Here is a 17,716-nt window from a genome sequence, read left to right as displayed (position 1 = left end):
CTCTCAGCTCGCCCACGGACGCTCGTGGGTCATCCACTTGAGCCATTCGCCGTAGAACGACAGCTGGGTGCGCTCGCCGTAGCTGCCGGGCCATGCCTGCCCCGGCCCGGGGAAGCTCGGGTCGGGCTCGAGGTGGAGGCCCATCCCGTGGTGGAGGCCGTGGCGCTGCGCGATCTTGCCCTTGTTGACGCGCGTGCAGTCCTCCCAGTTCTCCATGTCGTCCTGCTCGAAGATCCCCGAGGGGCCGAAGGTGCGGACGTACGCCTCGTAGCTGTCTCTGCGGAACTGCTCGGGCGCGTCGCGGTCGAGCAGCAGGTAGGAGAAGACGCGCGTCGTCGTCGCGCTCGTCGGCATCCACGCGCGCAGCGACAGGAAGGTGACGTTCGGGCCGCCGATGTCGCCCTGCACCATCACCTGCATGAAGGAGAGGTTCGGGAAGACGGTGCCGACGCTCCAGGCGTGGTCCTTCAGCAGGCCCAGCTGGACGGAGTCGAGGTTGCGCTCGAACTGCGGGACGAGGTCGCGCGGCAGCCCGAAGTACTCGAACGACGGGTCGGGCGGGCCGGGGACGAGGTGGAGCACGTGGCCGCCCTGCGCCCGCACGAGGTAGCCGTAGGAGAGCGACATCGGGTCGGGCGGGAGCATCCCGAGGTCGACGACCGAGCCGTGGGCGGTGTAGAGGTGGAAGTTGTCGCCGGTGAAGTTGTCGGCGCAGAACTTCCAGTCGGTGCTGACGTCCCACACCTGCGGCGCGCCGACGACCTCGGTCCCGCCGTCGGTGCGGCCGAGGAACAGGTCGAGGTAGAAGCGCATGTCGCCGAGGTACTCCTCCAGCGGCGGCGCCTCCGCGTCCCACGTGCCGAAGATCACGCCGCGGTAGATCGCGACCTGCGTGACCGGGATCAGCCCGAGCTCCTCCTTTCTGAGCCGGCCGGGGTCGTACAGCTCCTCGGCGAAGGCGGTGACGAGGTCGCCCGAGCGCGAGTACGACCACCCGTGGTAGACGCAGCGCATGTAGGAGACGTTGTCGCGGTCGGCGCGGCAGACGCGCATGCCCCGGTGGCGGCAGGAGTTGAGGAAGGCGCGGATCTCGCCGTCGTCGCCGCGGATCAGCACGACCGGCTCGCCGGCGAGGTCGCGCGTGACGTAGTCGCCGGGGTTCGGCAGCTCGCTGACGTGGCCGAGGAAGTTCCAGGCGCGGCGGAAGATCCGGTCCTGCTCCAGCTCGAAGATCTCGTCGTTGCCGTAGATGCGGCGCGAGATGTGCGCGCCGGGCTCGTCGATCAGCTGCGTCAGCTCGACGCCGTCGGCGAGCGAGAGGTCGAGCAGTCCTGCCGGGTTCACAGCCATGGTGGTCCTCTCTCCTTGGTTTCGTTGACGTCCGCGCGCGGCTCAGCGCGCGGGCCGACCCCAGCTTGCGAGCGACGGGCGGGCGCCGGGCGTCGAGGGGCTCGGCGTTGCCGGTCTGGCTGCGCCGTCCTCGCCGACGTCGACGTGGACGACGCCGTCGACGACCCGCGCCGGGTAGGTCTTGAGCGCGGTGACCGCCGGCCCCTCGTGGACGGAGCCGTCGACCGGCGAGAACAGCGCCCCGTGCATCGGGCACTCGACGAGGCAGCCGGGCGCGAGCGGCCCGGCGGCCAGCTCGACGCGCGCGTGGGTGCAGATCGCGCTGGTCGCGTGGACGGTGTCGCCGATGCGGGCGATCAGCACCTTCGCCGCGCCGATCTGGTGCACGACGCAGCTGCCCGGCTCCAGTGACGCGAACGGGACGGTCGGCTCCATCAGACGAACACCAGCCCGCCGTCGATCGCGATCGACTGCCCGGTCATGTAGCGGGCGTCGTTGGAGGCGAGGAAGGCGGCCAGGCCCGCGATCTCGTCCGGCTGCGCGAGCCGGCCGAGCGCGATCGTCTTGGCGAACTCGCTCACCGCGACGCCGGGCGCGACGCCGAGCTGGGCGTCGAGGCCGGCGCTGACGCCGTCGTTCATCGGCGTTTCGACGACCCCCGGGCAGTAGGCGTTCACCGTGATCCCGGCCGGCGCCAGCTCCCTCGCGGCCGCCTGCACCAGCCCGACGATCGCGAACTTCGTCGCCGAATAGAGTCCCAACAGCGGCATCCCCTGCCGGCCGGTGACGCTGGAGGCGACGACGATCCGCCCGCCCCTGCCGTGCTCGCCCATCGCCGCCGCGGCCTGCTGGATCGAATGGAGCGTGCCGACCACGTTGACGCGGAAGAGCGCCTCGAGGTCGGCGGCGGTCGCCTCGGCCAGGGGCGCGACATGCGCGATCCCGGCGTTGGCGACCATCGCGTCGAGCGGGCCGAGCCGCTCGGTCGTCGCCGCGACCAGTGCGCGGACGGAGTCGGCGTCGGCGACGTCGACCGGATGGGCGAGCGCCCGACCGCCGCCAGCCGCGATCGCCGCGGCGACCGCCTCGCCGGCGGCGGCGTCGAGATCGGCGACCGCGACGGCGAACCCGTCGCGCGCCAGCCGCTGCGCGATCGCGCGGCCGATGCCGCGCCCGGCGCCCGTGACGATGGCGACGGGGCTCATCGGACCGGAAGACCCGTGACGAAGCACATCGGACGTGAGATCCTTCCTCTCGCATCTGCCTGGAGGCAGACGACTGAATACACTTTCCTCTCGTAAAGCGAGGCTATGTGTCACCTCAATCGGTCGCTATCCACTTTGCGCATGGCGTGCGCCCGCTGATCGACGATGCGCGCGTGCCGACCGACGGCGTCCCGCCTTCGCTCGCCGAGCACCTCGTCTTCGCCGGGCGCGACGTCGACGACACGCGCGAGGCGGTCAGCAGCGTCATCAACCCGCACACGCTGCGCGTGCGCGACGGCGGCACCGACCTCGACGTGCGCCAGTTCGCCGCGCGCGTCGGCGAGGTGACGCTCTCATACCTCAGCTACGGCGCCGCGGTCGAGATCACCGCGACCGACGCCACGTGCTTCTGCCTCCACCTCCCGCTCGCCGGCCACGGCCAGGCGCGCAGCGGTCCCCGCACCGTCTTCGCCAACCGCCGCATGGCCGCCGTCACCTCGCCGGGCGAGCCGATGGCGCTGCGCTGGACCGCCGAGGCGGCCTACCTGGTCGTCTGCGTCGAGCAGGCCGTGCTCGAGCGCCACTTCGCCGCGCTCACCGGCGCGCCGCCGAGCGGTCCGCTGACGCTCGAGATCGGCCGCGACCTGACCGACCGGCCCGGCCGGCGCTGGTTCCCGATCATCGACCTGCTGCAGGCCGAGATCGAGCAGCGGCGCGACACGCCGGCGGCCGCTGAGGACCCGCTCGCACCGAGCGCCGCGACGATCGAGGAGCTGGTGCTCAACGCGCTGCTGCTGTGGCACCCGGGCAGCCACTCGGCCGCGCTCGGCAACCCGGTCGCGCCGGCGCCCAGCCCGTACGTGCGGCGCGCGCTGGAGCACGCCCGCGCCAACCTCGCCGCGCCGCTGACGGTCGCCTCGCTCGCCGCCGCGGTCGGCGTCAGCGTGCGGACGCTGCAGGCCGGCTTCGCCCGCGAGCTCGGCTGCTCGCCGTCCGCGTACGTGCGGGACCTGCGGCTCGACCGGGTCCACGCCGAGCTGTCGGCCGCAGACCCCGCGCTCGGCGTGCACGTGACCGACGTCGCGCTGCGCTGGGGCTTCTCCCACCTCGGCCGCTTCTCGAGCAGCTACGCCCGCCGCTTCGGCGAGCTGCCGTCGGCGACGCTGAACCGCAGCCGGGCGAACCCGCGCAGCGCGACCCCGAACGCGCGTAGGATCGCCTCTCCCAGGCCCAAGCGAGAGGGGAGGCGTCGATGAAGGAGTTCTTCTGCGGAGCGGTCGTGCCTGACTGCACGGCCCGCTTCGAAGGGGAGACGGAGGAGGCGATCCTGACCCAGGTCGCCACCCACGCGCACGACGACCACGGCATGGAGCACGTGCCCGACAGCGTGGTCGAGGCGGTGCGCGCCCAGATTCGCGACGTGGAGTAGCGACCCCGGTGGCCGCTCACCCGGCCGCGACCGGCTCGGCCTCGTGCGCGAGCGCGAGCGCCGCGACCAGCCGCTCGATCCGCACGAGGCCGATGTAGCGCCCCCGTCCGTCGCAGCAGACGGCCGGGTCGAAGCGGGTCGCGGGCGGCCGCAGCACCGCCCGCTGCGCGACCTCGGGGACGCGCGCCGCGGGCGAGACGACGAGCAGCTCGCCGACCGGACGCTCGCCGCGCTCGAAGGCGGCGCGGCTGAGCAGGCCGACCGGGCGGCGCCGGGCGTCGACCAGCGGCAGGTGGAGCAGCCCGGGATCGCCCGCGAACAGCGCCGCCAGCTGCGCGCGCTCCGTCTCCGCCTCGACCGCGCGCGGCCGCTCCAGCAGCGCGACGAGCACGCCCGGCTCGGTCGCGGCGCCGCCGCGCTCGCGCACGTAGGAGGCGAGCGGGAAGCCGACGCTCGTCAGCGTCTTCGCTCTGACCCCGATCAGCGAGCCCTGGGCGAGCGGCGTGCGCAGGCGCATCAGCGCGTCGAGCTCCTCGATCCGCGTCACGCCCTGGGCGACGACCCACGCGTCGAGCTGGCTGGCGAGATGGCCGAGCGTGTCGACGATCACGAACTTGGCGTCGTCGCGGTGCATGTCGTCGACGAGCCGCGGGTCGAGCTTCACGAACTCGGGGCGCAGGACCGCGATCTGGCGCAGCGTCGCGTGGCCGTTGCCGACGCCGTCGACGGCGATCGTCGCGCCGTCGTCGCGCAGGCGGCGGATCGCCTCGAGCAGGTCGCGCTCCTCGACCGCCGCGCTGCCGGCCGCCAACTCGACGACGAGCCGGTCGAGCCGGCCGGCGTCGCGCAGGACCCGCTGGACGCGCTCGCCCAGCAGCCGGTCGATCGGCAGGTCGAACGAGAGGAAGCAGTCGTCGGGCAGCATCTCCCGCGCCGCGATCACCGACCCGACGACGAAGGCGTCGAGATCGCGCTCCAGCCCGTGCTCCCCCGCCTCGCGCGCCCACCGCTCGCGGCTCATCGCCTGCGGGAAGCGCGCCTGCGCCTCGTAGCCGCAGACGACCCCGCGCGCGAGGTCGGCGATCGGCTCGAAGGCGAGCCGGCAGCGGCCGCGCCGATCGATCAGGTGGGAGATCGCGACCGCGTCGGCGTCGCTTTCGACCGGCCTTCTCCCCGCTCCGTCGATTCCCGCCACGCGCCTAATCGTAGGCATAGGACGGCTGTCCGAGTGCCGCGTGCTCTGACCACCTCCGGGTGGCACAAGATCGCGGCTGCGGCAAGCGCGCGCGTCAGATCAGAGGGCGCGGCCGCGCCGCTCAGCGCGACGAGCGGTCCGGCGCCTCGCGACGCACGCGACCGCCCTCGGAGCCGCGCTCGGTCGCGGGCCCGCGCGGCGCCGCGATGCCGAGCACGCGCATCGCCTTGAGGCCGAACGACAGTCTCTCGCGGCCGTCGGTCGAGCCGACGTCGAGGCCCGTGATCTCGCGCACGCGCTCGAAGCGATAGCGAACGGTGTGGCGGTGGGTGATCAGCCGCGCCGCCGTCGCGTTGACGTTGCCGTCGCACTCGAGGAAGGTCTCGAGCGTGCCGACGAGGTCGGAGGTCTCGTACTGCTCGTCGTAGGCGACGATCCTGCTGACCGTCTCGTCGTAGAACCTGCGCAGCTCGGCCGGATCGCTCATGTGCGGCAGCAGCAGCTGGTAGGTGCCGGTCTCGTCGTAGGCGAGCAGCGACTCGTCGGGATCGCCCTCGACGACGTTGGCCGCCAGCAGCGCCTCGTTGCCGGCGCGATGGAGGTCGCCCGGATCTCTCGCGACGCGGCTGCGGCCGACGGCGAAGGCGAAGCCGCTGAGGTTGGCCTCCAGCTCGCGCAGGACCGTCGCGCCGACGCGCCTGCCGGCGTCGCCGTCGGCGTCAGCGACCAGCACGACGACCTCGTCGCCGTCGCCCGCGCTCGCCGGCGCCGCGATCGCCCCCGGGGCGATCGAGCGGGCGCCGCGCTCCGCCAGCGCGAGCAGGCGCGAGCGCCAGTCGTCGTCGGTCGGCGAGCGGGGATGGGCGCGCGCGACGATCACGCTGCCCCCGCGCTCGAGCGAGATCCCGAGCTCCTTGCCGCGCGCGACGAGGTCGTCGCGGTCCTGGATCTCGCGCGCCAGGACGGCGTGGACGAAGGCCGCGGCCGCCTCCTTGGAGGCGCGCTCGGGGCCGCGCACGCGCTCGACCTCGGAGGCGATCAGCGTCGTCACCAGCCGCAGCATCGCCGGATCGGGCCCCGCCCGCCCGTCGCGAGCGCGCAGCCTCAGCTGGCCGACGATCGCGTCGGCGACGCGCAGCTCGATCCGCTCGACGCCCTCGGCCTCCCGCAGCAGCGCGCGCTCCTCCGCCGGCGAGCGGGCCGCGACGGCGAGCACGACGCTCGTGCGGTCGATCAGCACGAGGCTGGCGTCGAGCGCTCTGGCGGCGGCGCGGACGATCTCCGGCAGGCCGGCGCCGCCTGCGATCGCCTCCGTGATCGCATCCAGCGCGCGGAAGTCGGGAGCGGTCGTCTCGCCGGGCGTCATCGGAGATTCGATTCTACGAGGCGACGCGACCCTGGCTGCGGCGCGGCGCTAGAAGAGCTTCGGCCAGTAGTAGATGACGGCGCCGCCGGCGAGGACCCCGACGCCGACCAGCGCGGCCAGCACCCAGAGCGACAGGAGCCCGGCGACGAAGCGCTCCCACAGCCGCTGGTAGGAGGCGACGACCGGCACCGTGACGAGGCTGACGAAGGCCGCGAGACCGACGACGCCGGCGCAGATCGCGACGAGTTGGACGATCGCGTCGTTGCTCATGACGAGCCACCATTGTCGCGTACTCCGACGACGGCCGCGAAATCAGGGCCCACGGGGCGCGCCGCGACCGCGCCCGGGAAGCGGCCCGACAGCGCCGCGGCGGCCGCCGCCGCGCGCTCCTCGCCGTCCGCGCCCCAGAACAGCCCGACGACGGTCGGCCCCGACCCGCTGACGAGCGCCTGCTCGGCGCCGGCGTCGCGCGCGGCGGCGAGCGCGTCGTCGATCGCGGGGCAGAGCGATCGCGCCGCGTCCTGCAGGTCGTTGGCGATCAGCGCCGGCGCCAGGCCGTCCCGCAGCCGCTCGCGCAGGGCCGCCAGCTCGCCGGCGTCGCGGCCGATCCCGAGGCGGTCGGCCTCCCGGAAGACGTCCGGGGTCGACAGCCGCTCGCGCGAGGGCAGCACGAGCACGCCATGCGGCGGAGGCGGCGCGAACGACTCGACATGCTCGCCGGCCCCGTGGACGAGCACCGGCCGCGGCTCGACCTGGCTCGGCACGTCGGCGCCGAGCTGCGGCGCGAGCGCGGCGATCGCCGGGTCGCCCGGCCGCCCGGCGGCGTGGGCGGCGAGCCGCAGCGTCGCGGCGGCGTCGCCCGAGCCGCCGCCCATCCCGGCGGCGACGGGGACGCGCTTGACGATCGTCAGCCGGCGCGGCGGGCCCTCCCAGCCGGTCGCGGCGCGGTAGCGGGCGAGGGCCGCTGCGGCGAGGTTGGGCCCCTCGACGCCGGCGCAGACGACCTCGTCGGCGCCGGCCGCGCACGTCTCGCCGGCCAGCGGAGGCCCGGCCGCGACGAGCGCGCCGCCCTCCAGCGGCTCCAGCGTCAGCTCGTCGGCGAGCGACAGCGGCTCGATCACCGAGACCAGCTCGTGCAGGCCGTCGGGCCGCGTCGGGCCGAGGAAGAGGCAGAGGTTGGTCTTGCCGGGCGCGAGCGCGCGCAGGACCTCCGTCATCTCGCCGGCTCCTGGAGCCGCGCCCACAGCTCGCGCAGCTGCTCGGGCGAGAGCCGTTCGGCGCGCACGTCGGGCGGGTGGCCGAGCGCCTCCAGCGCGGCGCGCACCCGCTCGGGCGAGGCGACGCCGGCGATCCCCGCCGACTTCGCGAGCGTCTTGCGGCGATGGGCGAAGGCGCCCTGCACGAAGCTGCGCAGCGCCTTCGGCGCCGCCGGGCCGATGCGCGAGAGGCCGACGAGCACCGAGTCGACGTTCGGGACCGGGAAGAAGACGCGCCGCGAGACCGGCCGCACGACGCGCACGTCGCAGGCGAGCTGGGCGATCACCGACGGGATGCCGTAGGCGTCGGTCGCCGGTCTGGCGGCCAGCCGCTCGCCGACCTCCTTCTGCACCATCGCGACCCAGCGCGTCGCCTCCGGCAGCTCCTCGATCGTGCGCAGGATCGCGCCCGACGCGATCCCGTACGGGAGGTTGGCGACCACCTTGGTCGGCGCAGGCGCCATCGCCGCCAGGTCGACCGCCATCGCGTCGCCCATGTGCAGCGTCGCGCGCTCGCCGAACGGGTCGAGCGCGTCGCGCAGCGGCTCCTCCAGCCCGCGGTCGACCTCGACGACGTGGACGTGCGCGGTGCGCTCCGCGAGGTGCTCGGAGAGGACGCCGAGGCCGCCGCCGATCTCCAGCACGACGTCGTCGGCCTCCAGCTCCGCGGCGCGCTCGATCACGTCGAGGATGTTGGAGTCGATCAGGAAGTTCTGGCCCAGCTCGCGGTTGGGCTTGATCCCGAAGGCGCGCAAGCGCCGCAGGCTGGGTTGCGTCGGTTCAGTCACGGCAGAAGGAGCCTCCACCCCGCGGAAGAACGAGCCTCCGGCGAGTTCTTCCAATGGAATGCAAGGCCGCAGGCCGCAGCATTCCACTACCAGCCGAACAGCTCGGCGGCGTTCTGCTCGACCGCGCGCTCCAGCTCGGCGTAGGAGACGCCGCGCTCGGTCGCGATCGCCTCCGCCGTCAGCACGACGTTGGCCGGCACGTTGCGCTCCTTGCGGACCGGCTGCGGGCTGAGGTACGGCGCGTCGGTCTCGACGAGGATGCGGTCCTCGGGCACGCGCGCGGCGGCGGCGCGCAGCTCGGCGTTGGCCGGGTAGGTGACGTTGCCGGCGAACGAGATCCAGTAGCCGCGCTCGACGCACTCGTCGAGCCGGTCGGGCATCGAGAAGCAGTGCATGATCACGCGCACGCCGTCGGCCTCGGCGCCGAGCAGGTCGAGCGTCTGCTGGTCGGCGGCGCGGGTGTGGATGACGAGCGGCTTGGCGGTCTCCCGCGCCAGCGCAACGTGCGCGGAGAAGGCGCGCCGCTGGTCGGCCTCCGGCGCGTTGTCGCGGTAGAAGTCGAGGCCGGTCTCGCCGATCGCGCGGCAGCGCGGGTGGGCGGCGAGCGCGCGCAGGTCGGCGAGGTCGGCAGCGTCGAAGCCGGTCGCCGAGTTGGGATGGCGGCCGATGCCGACGTAGACCTGCGGGAAGTCCTCCGCCAGCCGCAGCGCGGCGCGACAGGAGTCGGCGTCGGTGCCGATCGTCAGCATCCGCCGCACGCCGTTGCGCTCGGCCTGCGCCACCAGCTCCGCCTCGGGCTCGCGGCAGGAGGTGAGGTGGGTGTGGCTGTCGATCATCTCGTCTTCGGGAACAGCGGCTCGATCGCCTCGACCCGGCCGCCCCATCCCCGCTCCGCGAACTCGGCGCCGGCGAGCGCCAGCTCCGTCCGGCCGAGCGCGGCGAGCAGCTTCTCGGTCGTCTGCGGCATGTACGGGTGCAGCAGGACGGTCACGACGCGCAGCCCCTCGGCGAGCGAGGCGAGCGTCTCGTCGAGCGCGCCGGCCGCCTCCGGGTCCTTCGCGAGCTTCCACGGCGTCCGCTCCTCGACATATCTGTTGAGGCGGCGGACCCGCTGCCAGATCGCCTCGAGCGCCTGGCTCGGCTCGGCTCTGTCGAGCAGCCCGCCGACCTCGTCGCAGAGGCCGGCGAAGTCGCCCGCCAGCCCGGCGTCGGTCGCGGCCTCCGGGACGACGCCGTCGCGGTAGCGGCCGATCATCGCGATCGTGCGGCTGGCGAGGTTGCCGTAGTCGTTGGCCAGCTCGCTCTCGTAGCGCCCCTCGAAGCCGGTCGTCGAGACCGAGCCGTCCTGGCCGAAGGAGACCTCGCGCAGGCAGTAGTAGCGCAGCGCGTCGGTCCCGAATCTGTCGATCACCTCGAACGGGTCGAGCACGTTGCCGAGCGACTTCGACATCTTCTCGCCGTCCATCAGCAGGTAGCCGTGGACCACCTCGGCGCGCGGCAGCTCGATCCCCGCCGCCATCAGCATCGCCGGCCAGTAGACGGCGTGGAACTTGAGGATGTCCTTGCCGATCAGGTGCAGGTTCGCGGGCCAGAAGGTGTCGGTCAGGTCCTCGCCGTCGCGGGCGAACGAGAGCGCCGTGTAGTAGTTGAGCAGCGCGTCGAACCAGACGTAGAAGACGTGCGACGGGTCCCACGTGACCGGCACGCCCCAGGTGAAGGTGCCGCGCGAGAGCGAGACGTCGCGCAGCCCCGATCTGATGAAGGCGAGCGCCTCGTTGCGGCGCGAGCCGGGCTTGACCCACTCGGGCTGCTCCTCGTAGAGCCGCTCGAGCGGCTCCTGGAAGGTCGAGAGGCGGAAGAACCAGTTCTCCTCCTGCTCGCGCGTCAGCGGGATTCTGTGGATCGGGCAGGTGTTGCCGGCGGCGATCTCGTTCTCGCCCTTGAAGTCGGCGCAGCGGGGGCAGTACCAGCCCTCGTAGTTGCCGAGGTAGGTGTGGCCGTTGTCGTGGATGCGCTGCATCACCTCCTGCACCCGTCTGACGTGGCGCGGGTCGGAGGTGCGGATGAAGAAGTCGTTGGAGACGTTCAGCCGCGGCATCATCGCCTCGAAGCGGGCGGCGTTCCTGTCCGCCAGCTCCTTCGGCGTGACGCCGAGTCTCTCGGCGGCCAGCGCGACCGGCTCGCCGTGCTCGTCGGTGCCGGTGAGGAAGAAGACCTCCTCGCCGCGCTGGCGCATGTGCCGCGCGAGCACGTCGGCGGCGATCGTCGTGTACGCGTGGCCGAGGTGCGGCTGCGCGTTGACGTAGTAGATCGGGGTGGTGACGTAGTAGGGCACGCGGTCGAGAACAGTAGCGGCCGGCGCGCCGCGATCGCGGAACGCCGGCCGGCAGCGTGGCTCCGAGCGATCGGGTGCCGCGCTACTGCGCGATCATCTTCGCGCGAGCCTTCTTCTCGTCGCGCACGGCTCTGCGGTACTCGCGGTTGAGCATCCCGATCACGTCGATCGAGATCTCCTGCGGGCAGGCGCGCGAGCACTCGCCGAAGTTGGTGCAGCCGCCGAAGCCCTCCTCGTCCATCTGGCGGACCATCGAGCGGGTGCGCTCCCCGCGCTCGGCCTGACCCTGCGGCAGCAGGTTGAGGTGGGTGACCTTCGCGCCGGTGAACAGCATCGCCGCGCCGTTGGGGCAGGCGGCGACGCAGGCGCCGCAGCCGATGCAGATCGCGGCGTCCATCGCCTTCTGCTGCGTCTCCGGGTTGACCGGCATCGAGTTCGGGTCCGGCTGCGGGCCGGTCGTCGTCGAGATGAAGCCGCCGGCCTCGATGATCCGGTCGAGCGCGGAGCGGTCGGTGACGAGGTCTCTCAGCACCGGGAAGGAGTTGTTGCGGAACGGCTCGACTCTGATCGTCTGGCCGTCCTCGAAGTCGCGCATGTACGTCTGGCAGGTGGTGACCTGCTGCGGACCGTGCGGCAGCCCGTCGATCGTCAGCGAGCAGGCGCCGCAGATGCCCTCGCGGCAGTCGCTGTCGAAGGCGACCGCGCGGCCGCCGCGCGCGATCAGGCGCTCGTTGACCTGGTCGAGCATCTCCAGGAACGAGGCCTCGGCGTCGATCTCCGTCGCCTCGATCCGCTCGTAGCGGCCCTCGTCGCCCGGATAGTCCTGACGCCAGATCTCCAGTGTGAAATTCACTTGTAGCTCCGGGTCGCGAGCTTGACGTTCTCGAAGGTGAGCTGCTCGTCGTGGGCGATCGGCATCGCGCCCTCGCCGCCGTGCTCCCAGGCGGTCACGACGGCGAATCTGTCGTCGTCGCGCAGCGCCTCGCCGTCGCCGGTCTGGTGCTCCTCGCGGAAGTGGCCGCCGGCCGACTCCTCGCGCCGCAGCGCGTCGAGGCACATCAGCTCGCCGAGCTCGATGAAGTCGGCGACGCGGCCGGCCAGCTCGAGGCTCTGGTTGAGCTCGTCGGGCTTGCCGTCGACCTTCAGCTCGCTCCAGAACTTCGCCTTGATCTGCTGGATCGTCGAGATCGCCTCGGTGAGGCCCTCGGCGTCGCGCGACATGCCGCACTTGTCGAGCATGACCTCGCCCAGCTCGCGGTGGAGCGCCTGCGGTGCGATCGTGCCGCCGACGTTCATCAGTCTGTCGATGCGGCCGCGGACCTCGCCGAGCGTCTCGTCGAAGGCCGGATGGCTCTCGTCGACTCTCGCCGACTGTCTGGCGAGGTGGTCGGTGACCGTGTGCGGGACGATGAAGTAGCCGTCGGCGAGGCACTGCATCATCGCGCTGGCGCCGAGGCGGTTGGCGCCGTGGTCGGAGAAGTTCGCCTCGCCGATCGCGAACAGGCCCTTGATCGTCGTCTGCAGCTCGTAGTCGACCCACAGGCCGCCCATCGCGTAGTGCGGCGCGGGGTAGATCATCATCGGCGTCGTGTACGGGTCGTCCGCCGTGATGCGGTGGTACATGTCGAACAGGTTGCCGTACTTGCCCTGGACGACCGCTCTGCCTCTCTCGCGGATCGCGTCGCGGAAGTCGAGGTAGACGCCGCGGCCGGTGCCGCCGACGCCGAGCCCCTCGTCGCAGACGACCTTCGCGGCGCGCGAGGCGACGTCGCGCGGCACGAGATTGCCGAACGACGGATAGCGCTCCTCGAGGAAGTAGAACCGCTCCGCCTCGGGGATGTCGTTGGGCTTGCGCGGATCTCTCGGTCTGCGCGGGACCCAGACGCGGCCGTCGTTGCGCAGCGACTCCGACATCAGCGTGAGCTTGCTCTGGTACTCGCCGCTCTGCGGGATGCAGGTCGGGTGGATCTGCGTGTAGCAGGGGTTGGCGAAGAGCGCTCCGCGCTTGTGCGCACGCCACGCGGCGGTGACGTTGGAGTTCATCGCGTTCGTCGACAGGTAGTAGACGTTCGTGTAGCCGCCGGAGGCAAGCACGACCGCGTCGGCGGCGTGGCGCTCCAGCTCACCGGTCACGAGGTTGCGGGCGATGATGCCGCGCGCCTCGCCGTCGACGAGCACGACGTCGAGCATCTCGTGGCGGTTGTAGATTCTCGCGTTGCCGCTGGCGACCTGGTGCTGGAGGGCGCTGTAGGCGCCGAGCAGCAGCTGCTGGCCGGTCTGGCCGCGCGAGTAGAAGGTGCGCTGCACGAGCACGCCGCCGAACGAGCGGGTGGCGAGCGCGCCGCCGTACTCGCGGTTGAACGGCACGCCCTGCGCGACCGCCTGGTCGACGATGTTGGCCGACAGCTGCGCCAGTCGCCAGACGTTCGCCTCGCGGGCGCGGAAGTCGCCGCCTCTGATCGTGTCGACGAACAGGCGCCGCGCCGAGTCGCCCTCGTTGGCGAAGTCCTTCGCGGCGTTGATGCCGCCCTGGGCCGCGATCGAGTGGGCGCGGCGCGCGGTGTCCTGGAAGCAGAACGACTTGACGTGGTAGCCCTGCGCGGCGAGCGAGGCCGCCGCGCTGGCGCCGGCGAGGCCGGTGCCGACGACGATCACGGTGTGCGCCGGGCGGTTGCGCGGCCCGACCAGTCTGTGGGCGTCGAGCCAGGTCTGCCACTTGTCCTCGATCGGACCGGCAGGGATCTTCGCGTCGAGCGTGATGCTGCTCATCGGTTCACCACCACAGCAGAGGCCTGCGCGCTCGCCTCGGCGGGCGCGTCGAGGACGCCGGTCCAGAAGCAGATCGGCACGAGGATGAAGCCGAGCACGACGATCACGGCGAGCGCGCCGGCGCCGCGGCGCAGCTGCTGGTTGCGCTCCGGCCGGTCGAGGCCGAGCGTCTGGAAGGCGCTCCAGACGCCGTGGCGCAGATGGAAGCCGAGCGCGCCGACGGCTGCGACGTAGAGCAGCACGAAGTACCACTCCTGGAAGGCGTGGTAGAGGTTGGCGTAGACGGCGCCCTCCTCCAGCGGCGTGACGTCGATCGTCAACGTCGTGAACTGCATGATGTGGAAGACGACGAAGGCCAGCAGCAGCGTGCCGGTGACCATCGTCGTCGCGGAGGAGAAGGTGCGGCCGATGCGGCGCGCCTGGTGACCGCCGCGGGCGGCCCGGTTGCGCGCTCTCAGCTGGACGATCGCGGTGACGTGGATGACGAGCGCGGCCAGCAGCAGGACGCGGATCGCCCACAGCACGAAGGCGTGGGGCAGCAGCGGCTCGCCGAAGTCGCGCAGCCAGTGGGAGTAGTCGTCGACGCGGGCGTCGCCGCCGCCGGGACCGTAGAGCGAGTTGAGGTTCCCCAGCATGTGGAGGACCACGTAGGCGACGAGGATCGCGCCGGAGACCGCCACGGCGATCTTCTTGCCGATCGACGAGTCCCACAGTTCGCGCAGACCCGTCCGTCGCGCGCGTTTGCTGTCGGTGACGAGCATTCTCCGAGAAAAGTCAGGGGCGCCGTTTCGGGGCCTCGCGCCCGGCCCTATCGGACTCGGATCGTCCGATGGTCAGACAATAGCGCGTTCTCAGCGCCGATGACTACCCCTGCTCGGTAAGCGCCCGGTAAAGCGCGTTGGCGCCGACCCCGGTCAGCTCGGCGATCGCGGCCGCCGCGGGTCGCGGCTTCGCGCCGGCCTCGACCACGCTCCGCAGCGCCGCCAGCGCCGGCCCCAGCTCCGGGGCGACCGGCGTCGCGGCGCCGACGACGAGCACGACCTCTCCCCGCGGCTCCTGGGCAGCGTACCGCTCGGCCAGCTCCGACGCGCTGCCGCGGACGACCTCCTCGTGCAGCTTCGTCAGCTCGCGGCAGACCGCGACCGGCCGCTCGGGATCGAGCTCGGCGAGGACCGCCAGCGAGGCGGCGAGGCGGTTGGGCGACTCGAACGCGACGAGCGTCTCGTCGGTCTCGAAGGCCGCCCGCAGCTCGCCGCGCTTGCGCGGCAGGAAGCCGGCGAAGCGCCACCGCTCCGACGGCAGCGCCGAGGCGACCAGCGCCGCCAGCGCCGCGCTCGGGCCCGGCAGCACCTCGACGGCGAGGCCGGCGGCGACGCACGCCTGCACCAGCACGAAGCCGGGATCGGAGACGAGCGGCATGCCGGCGTCGGAGACGAGCGCGACGTTCGCGCCCGCCTGCATCCGTCTCACCAGCTCGGCGGCGCGGTCGCGCTCGTTGTGCTCGTGGTAGCTGAGCAGCTCGCCGCCGACGCCGTAGCGGTCGAGCAGCACGCGCGTGCGGCGGGTGTCCTCGCAGGCGATCAGGTCGGCCTCGCGCAGCGCCGAGAGGACGCGCAGCGTGACGTCCTCGAGGTTGCCGATCGGCGTCGGGCAGACGATCAGGCGCCCGGCCATGCCCCGCTCCGGTTCGTCCGCTCCGCGCGAGAGGGAGCCTCTGGCGAGCTCTCGCATGGGAATCGAGCGCTCTGCGCGAGCATTCTCACGCGACCTCGCGGCGGAGCTCGTCGAGCGCGAGCGCGCCGGCGCCGACCATGCCGGCCTCCGGGCCGAAGCTGGCGACGACGATCCGCGCGTGGTCGCGCATCGTCGGCAGCGCGCGCGCGGCGACCTCCCTGCGCGCCGGCTCCAGCAGCAGGTCGCCGGCCGCGACGACGCCGCCGCCGATCACGACGACGTCGGGGTTGAAGATGTTGAGGTAGTTGGCGATCCCGACGCCGAGGTTGCTCCCGATCAGCGCCAGCGTGTCGATCGCCGCCTCGTCGCCGTCGTGGGCCAGCTCGGTGATCAGCGCGCCGGTCACCTCGCGGCCGCCGGCGAGCGCTCTGCCCAGCAGCGAGCCGGGCCGCTCGGTCGCGATCCGCGTCCCCTCGCGCATCAGCGCGGTGCCGGAGGCCATCACCTCCAGGCAGCCGTGGTTGGGGCAGTTGCCCTGGCAGCGGGGCCCGTCGCGGTCGATCACCATGTGGCCCAGCTCGGCGCCGGAGCCGATCGCGCCGCGGTAGACCTTCCCGTCGAGGATCAGCCCGCCGCCGATCCCGGTCCCGAGCGTCAGCACGACCGCGTCGGTGACGCCCTGCGCGGCGCCGGCCTTGAACTCGGCGAGCGCGGCGACGTTGGCGTCGTTGTCGACGTGGACGGGCAGCCCGAGCCGCTCGGCCATCACGTCGCGGAACGGCATGTCTCTGATCGGCAGGTTGACGGCCATCGTCGCGACGCCGGTCCGCTGGTCGATCAGGCAGGGGATGCCGAAGCCGACCGCGGCGACCTCGTGCGGCGCCGTGGCGCGCACCTCCTCGACCGCGGCGACGATCACGTCGATCAGCTCGCGCTGCGGCAGGCCGTGGACCGTCTTGTAGACGCGGTGATGGACGGTCAGGTCGTCGTCGAGCGCCCCGGCGAGCACCTTCGTGCCGCCGAGGTCGACGCCGATAACGCACTCGGGCGACATCGTCGGCACTATAGACCGCGGCATGCCCGATCACCCAGACGAGCCCGACCGGCCCGGCGGGGAGCCCTCCTACCGCATCTACCGCGCCGGCGAGGACCGGTACGCCGGACGCCGCGGGGAGCGCGGCGGGCGCGACGCCGACGGAGCCGGCTCCGGCGGCCGCGCGCCCGGCGACGGCGAGCCCGAGTACACGCGCTACCGCTCGAAGCCGCGCGGACTGCGCGAGCGCTTCGGGCGCGGCGGCGACGACCTCGGCGCCCCGGGCGCCGCGCCCGGCGGCGACCGCTTCGAGCCCGGTCAGCGCGCCCGCCGCGGCCTGCGCCTGCCCGGCCGGCGGCGCGGCGGCAGCGGGATCACGCCGGGGCGGGTCGTCAAGTGGCTGCTGCTGGCGGTCGGCGGCTGGCTGGTGCTGTCGCTCGCGCTGTTCCTGGTCAGCGCGCAGATCCAGAAGGGCAAGGTCTCCGACGAGGCGAAGGCGGCGCTGACCGATGCCGGCTACCCGCTCACCTCGCCCAACAACGTGCTGATCCTTGGCTCCGACCAGCGCCCCGCGGGGACGAAGGAGCCCGGCGCGAGCACGAGCGGGCCGAGCCGCTCGGACACGATCATGCTGTGGCGCGTCGGCGGGGGCGAGTCGGCGCGGCTGTCGATCCCGCGCGACACGGTCGTCGACATCCCCGGCCACGGGCGCCAGAAGATCAACGCCGCCTACGCCTACGGCGGCGCCGCGCTGTCGATCGACACGATCGAGCAGTACCTCGGCATCCCGGTCAACCACCTGATCGAGGTCGACTTCGAGAACTTCCCGAAGCTGATCGACGCGCTCGGCGGCATCGACGTCACGACCGGACGGGTCTGCTCGGAGATCAGCGGCGGCAAGTCCAACGGCGGTTGGACGCTGCGGCTGAGAAGAGGGACCCACCACTTGAACGGCGAGGACGCCCTGACGCTGGCGCGCACGCGCAAGAACGACTGCAACCCGGCCGAGGACGACCTCACCCGCGCCAGACGCCAGCAGGAGATCCTCAGCGGGATCAAGGACCAGCTGACCTCGCCGGGGACCTTCTTCCGCCTGCCGTGGGTGTCGTGGGCGGCGCCGAAGGCGATCCGCACCGACATGGGCGGCCCGACGCTGCTCGGCTTCTTCGCCGCCAGCGCGATCGGCGGCACGCCGCCGGTGCGGGTGCTGAGACCGTCGGGCGCGGAGACGCTGCCCGACGGCGGCTCGGGCCTCGTCGTCTCCGACGCCGACAAGCAGGCGGCCGTCCAGGCGTTCATGGACGGCTGAGCGCCGT

At 72.8% G+C, this 17,716-nt stretch carries 18 protein-coding genes; 3 read left to right on the top strand and 15 right to left on the bottom strand.

Translation table 11 applies throughout. The features are described 5' to 3' along the window. Window positions 1–3: 3 nt before the first annotated feature. Genes BDZ31_RS06510 through BDZ31_RS06500 form a run of 3 tightly spaced genes read right to left on the bottom strand, consistent with a single transcriptional unit; the run spans window position 4 to window position 2,555 of the window. Window positions 4–1,350 (bottom strand): aromatic ring-hydroxylating oxygenase subunit alpha, encoded by a 1,347-nt coding sequence (locus BDZ31_RS06510; RefSeq protein WP_183340134.1) that lies wholly within the window; start codon window positions 1,348–1,350, stop codon window positions 4–6. A gap of 42 nt (window positions 1,351–1,392) precedes the next feature. Then, window positions 1,393–1,785: a Rieske (2Fe-2S) protein gene (locus tag BDZ31_RS06505; RefSeq protein WP_183340132.1), complete on the bottom strand. Its 393-nt coding sequence runs from the start codon at window positions 1,783–1,785 to the stop codon at window positions 1,393–1,395. Beyond that, window positions 1,785–2,555 carry an SDR family oxidoreductase gene (locus BDZ31_RS06500; protein ID WP_183340130.1) on the bottom strand — a complete coding sequence of 257 codons (771 nt, stop codon included), beginning with the start codon at window positions 2,553–2,555 and terminating at the stop codon, window positions 1,785–1,787. Before BDZ31_RS06500 ends, BDZ31_RS06505 begins: the two co-directional genes overlap by 1 nt. Before the next feature lie 173 nt (window positions 2,556–2,728). Between BDZ31_RS06500 and BDZ31_RS06495 the strand changes: the two genes are divergently transcribed. Together BDZ31_RS06495 and BDZ31_RS06490 are read left to right on the top strand one after the other, a co-directional pair. Continuing rightward, complete coding sequence (locus BDZ31_RS06495) at window positions 2,729–3,811, top strand: AraC-like ligand-binding domain-containing protein (protein WP_183340128.1); 1,083 nt, start codon at window positions 2,729–2,731, stop codon at window positions 3,809–3,811. Then, the gene (locus BDZ31_RS06490; RefSeq protein ID WP_183340126.1) at window positions 3,808–3,984 is read left to right on the top strand and encodes a DUF1059 domain-containing protein; all 177 of its coding nucleotides are present in this window, start codon (window positions 3,808–3,810) and stop codon (window positions 3,982–3,984) included. Before BDZ31_RS06495 ends, BDZ31_RS06490 begins: the two co-directional genes overlap by 4 nt. Window positions 3,985–4,000: 16 nt before the next feature. On the opposite strand, the gene BDZ31_RS06485 is transcribed toward BDZ31_RS06490, so the two are convergent. The 12 genes from BDZ31_RS06485 to BDZ31_RS06430 form a co-directional block, all read right to left on the bottom strand. Continuing rightward, window positions 4,001–5,179 (bottom strand): EAL domain-containing protein, encoded by a 1,179-nt coding sequence (locus tag BDZ31_RS06485; RefSeq protein ID WP_183340124.1) that lies wholly within the window; start codon window positions 5,177–5,179, stop codon window positions 4,001–4,003. A gap of 121 nt (window positions 5,180–5,300) precedes the next feature. Beyond that, the gene (locus tag BDZ31_RS06480) at window positions 5,301–6,545 is read right to left on the bottom strand and encodes a PucR family transcriptional regulator (protein WP_183340122.1); all 1,245 of its coding nucleotides are present in this window, start codon (window positions 6,543–6,545) and stop codon (window positions 5,301–5,303) included. Window positions 6,546–6,593: 48 nt separating this feature from the next. Further along, entirely contained in the window at window positions 6,594–6,815 is a 222-nt protein-coding gene (locus BDZ31_RS06475; RefSeq protein WP_183340120.1) for a hypothetical protein, read from the bottom strand. Then, window positions 6,812–7,762: a 4-(cytidine 5'-diphospho)-2-C-methyl-D-erythritol kinase gene (locus BDZ31_RS06470; protein ID WP_183340118.1), complete on the bottom strand. Its 951-nt coding sequence runs from the start codon at window positions 7,760–7,762 to the stop codon at window positions 6,812–6,814. Before BDZ31_RS06470 ends, BDZ31_RS06475 begins: the two co-directional genes overlap by 4 nt. Next, a complete protein-coding gene (rsmA, locus tag BDZ31_RS06465) occupies window positions 7,759–8,589 on the bottom strand; it encodes a 16S rRNA (adenine(1518)-N(6)/adenine(1519)-N(6))-dimethyltransferase RsmA (protein ID WP_183340117.1) in 831 nt (276 codons plus the stop codon). Before rsmA ends, BDZ31_RS06470 begins: the two co-directional genes overlap by 4 nt. 86 nt (window positions 8,590–8,675) lie before the next feature. After that, a complete protein-coding gene (locus BDZ31_RS06460) occupies window positions 8,676–9,425 on the bottom strand; it encodes a TatD family hydrolase (RefSeq protein WP_183340115.1) in 750 nt (249 codons plus the stop codon). Further along, entirely contained in the window at window positions 9,422–10,924 is a 1,503-nt protein-coding gene (gene metG, locus BDZ31_RS06455; protein WP_183340113.1) for a methionine--tRNA ligase, read from the bottom strand. Before metG ends, BDZ31_RS06460 begins: the two co-directional genes overlap by 4 nt. An 82-nt stretch (window positions 10,925–11,006) precedes the next feature. Further along, the gene (locus BDZ31_RS06450; RefSeq protein WP_183340111.1) at window positions 11,007–11,777 is read right to left on the bottom strand and encodes a succinate dehydrogenase/fumarate reductase iron-sulfur subunit; all 771 of its coding nucleotides are present in this window, start codon (window positions 11,775–11,777) and stop codon (window positions 11,007–11,009) included. Next, complete coding sequence (locus tag BDZ31_RS06445) at window positions 11,774–13,693, bottom strand: fumarate reductase/succinate dehydrogenase flavoprotein subunit (protein ID WP_183340109.1); 1,920 nt, start codon at window positions 13,691–13,693, stop codon at window positions 11,774–11,776. The genes BDZ31_RS06450 and BDZ31_RS06445 overlap by 4 nt, the downstream gene beginning before the upstream one ends. Beyond that, the gene (locus BDZ31_RS06440) at window positions 13,690–14,454 is read right to left on the bottom strand and encodes a succinate dehydrogenase cytochrome b subunit (RefSeq protein WP_183340108.1); all 765 of its coding nucleotides are present in this window, start codon (window positions 14,452–14,454) and stop codon (window positions 13,690–13,692) included. Before BDZ31_RS06440 ends, BDZ31_RS06445 begins: the two co-directional genes overlap by 4 nt. Before the next feature lie 103 nt (window positions 14,455–14,557). Continuing rightward, window positions 14,558–15,367, bottom strand: a complete 810-nt coding sequence (gene rsmI / locus BDZ31_RS06435) for a 16S rRNA (cytidine(1402)-2'-O)-methyltransferase (RefSeq protein ID WP_183340106.1) — start codon at window positions 15,365–15,367, stop codon at window positions 14,558–14,560. Window positions 15,368–15,452: 85 nt separating this feature from the next. Next, the gene (locus BDZ31_RS06430) at window positions 15,453–16,421 is read right to left on the bottom strand and encodes an ROK family protein (protein WP_221242826.1); all 969 of its coding nucleotides are present in this window, start codon (window positions 16,419–16,421) and stop codon (window positions 15,453–15,455) included. Between the two features lie 22 nt (window positions 16,422–16,443). Here BDZ31_RS06430 and BDZ31_RS06425 point away from each other — a divergent pair, with 22 nt between their 5' ends. Beyond that, complete coding sequence (locus BDZ31_RS06425) at window positions 16,444–17,709, top strand: LCP family protein (RefSeq protein WP_183340104.1); 1,266 nt, start codon at window positions 16,444–16,446, stop codon at window positions 17,707–17,709. The last annotated feature ends 7 nt before the right edge of the window (window positions 17,710–17,716 follow it).

The organism is Conexibacter arvalis, assembly GCF_014199525.1.
Lineage (GTDB): Bacteria > Actinomycetota > Thermoleophilia > Solirubrobacterales > Solirubrobacteraceae > Conexibacter > Conexibacter arvalis.
Note: the sequence above shows the minus strand (reverse complement) of the source record. Positions and strands in the feature narration are given on the sequence as shown.

Excerpts from the sequence above, each read along its gene's own strand:
- BDZ31_RS06430 (WP_221242826.1), bottom strand. The coding sequence starts at position 16,421 with ATGTCGCCCGAGTGCGTTATCGGCGTCGACCTCGGCGGCACGAAGGTG.
- BDZ31_RS06470 (WP_183340118.1), bottom strand. The coding sequence starts at position 7,762 with ATGACGGAGGTCCTGCGCGCGCTCGCGCCCGGCAAGACCAACCTCTGC.
- rsmI (WP_183340106.1), bottom strand. The coding sequence starts at position 15,367 with ATGGCCGGGCGCCTGATCGTCTGCCCGACGCCGATCGGCAACCTCGAG.
- BDZ31_RS06505 (WP_183340132.1), bottom strand. The coding sequence starts at position 1,785 with ATGGAGCCGACCGTCCCGTTCGCGTCACTGGAGCCGGGCAGCTGCGTC.
- BDZ31_RS06475 (WP_183340120.1), bottom strand. The coding sequence starts at position 6,815 with ATGAGCAACGACGCGATCGTCCAACTCGTCGCGATCTGCGCCGGCGTC.
- BDZ31_RS06490 (WP_183340126.1), top strand. The coding sequence starts at position 3,808 with ATGAAGGAGTTCTTCTGCGGAGCGGTCGTGCCTGACTGCACGGCCCGC.
- BDZ31_RS06440 (WP_183340108.1), bottom strand. The coding sequence starts at position 14,454 with ATGCTCGTCACCGACAGCAAACGCGCGCGACGGACGGGTCTGCGCGAA.
- BDZ31_RS06460 (WP_183340115.1), bottom strand. The coding sequence starts at position 9,425 with ATGATCGACAGCCACACCCACCTCACCTCCTGCCGCGAGCCCGAGGCG.
- BDZ31_RS06425 (WP_183340104.1), top strand. The coding sequence starts at position 16,444 with ATGCCCGATCACCCAGACGAGCCCGACCGGCCCGGCGGGGAGCCCTCC.
- BDZ31_RS06480 (WP_183340122.1), bottom strand. The coding sequence starts at position 6,545 with ATGACGCCCGGCGAGACGACCGCTCCCGACTTCCGCGCGCTGGATGCG.
- BDZ31_RS06510 (WP_183340134.1), bottom strand. The coding sequence starts at position 1,350 with ATGGCTGTGAACCCGGCAGGACTGCTCGACCTCTCGCTCGCCGACGGC.
- BDZ31_RS06500 (WP_183340130.1), bottom strand. The coding sequence starts at position 2,555 with ATGAGCCCCGTCGCCATCGTCACGGGCGCCGGGCGCGGCATCGGCCGC.
- BDZ31_RS06445 (WP_183340109.1), bottom strand. The coding sequence starts at position 13,693 with ATGAGCAGCATCACGCTCGACGCGAAGATCCCTGCCGGTCCGATCGAG.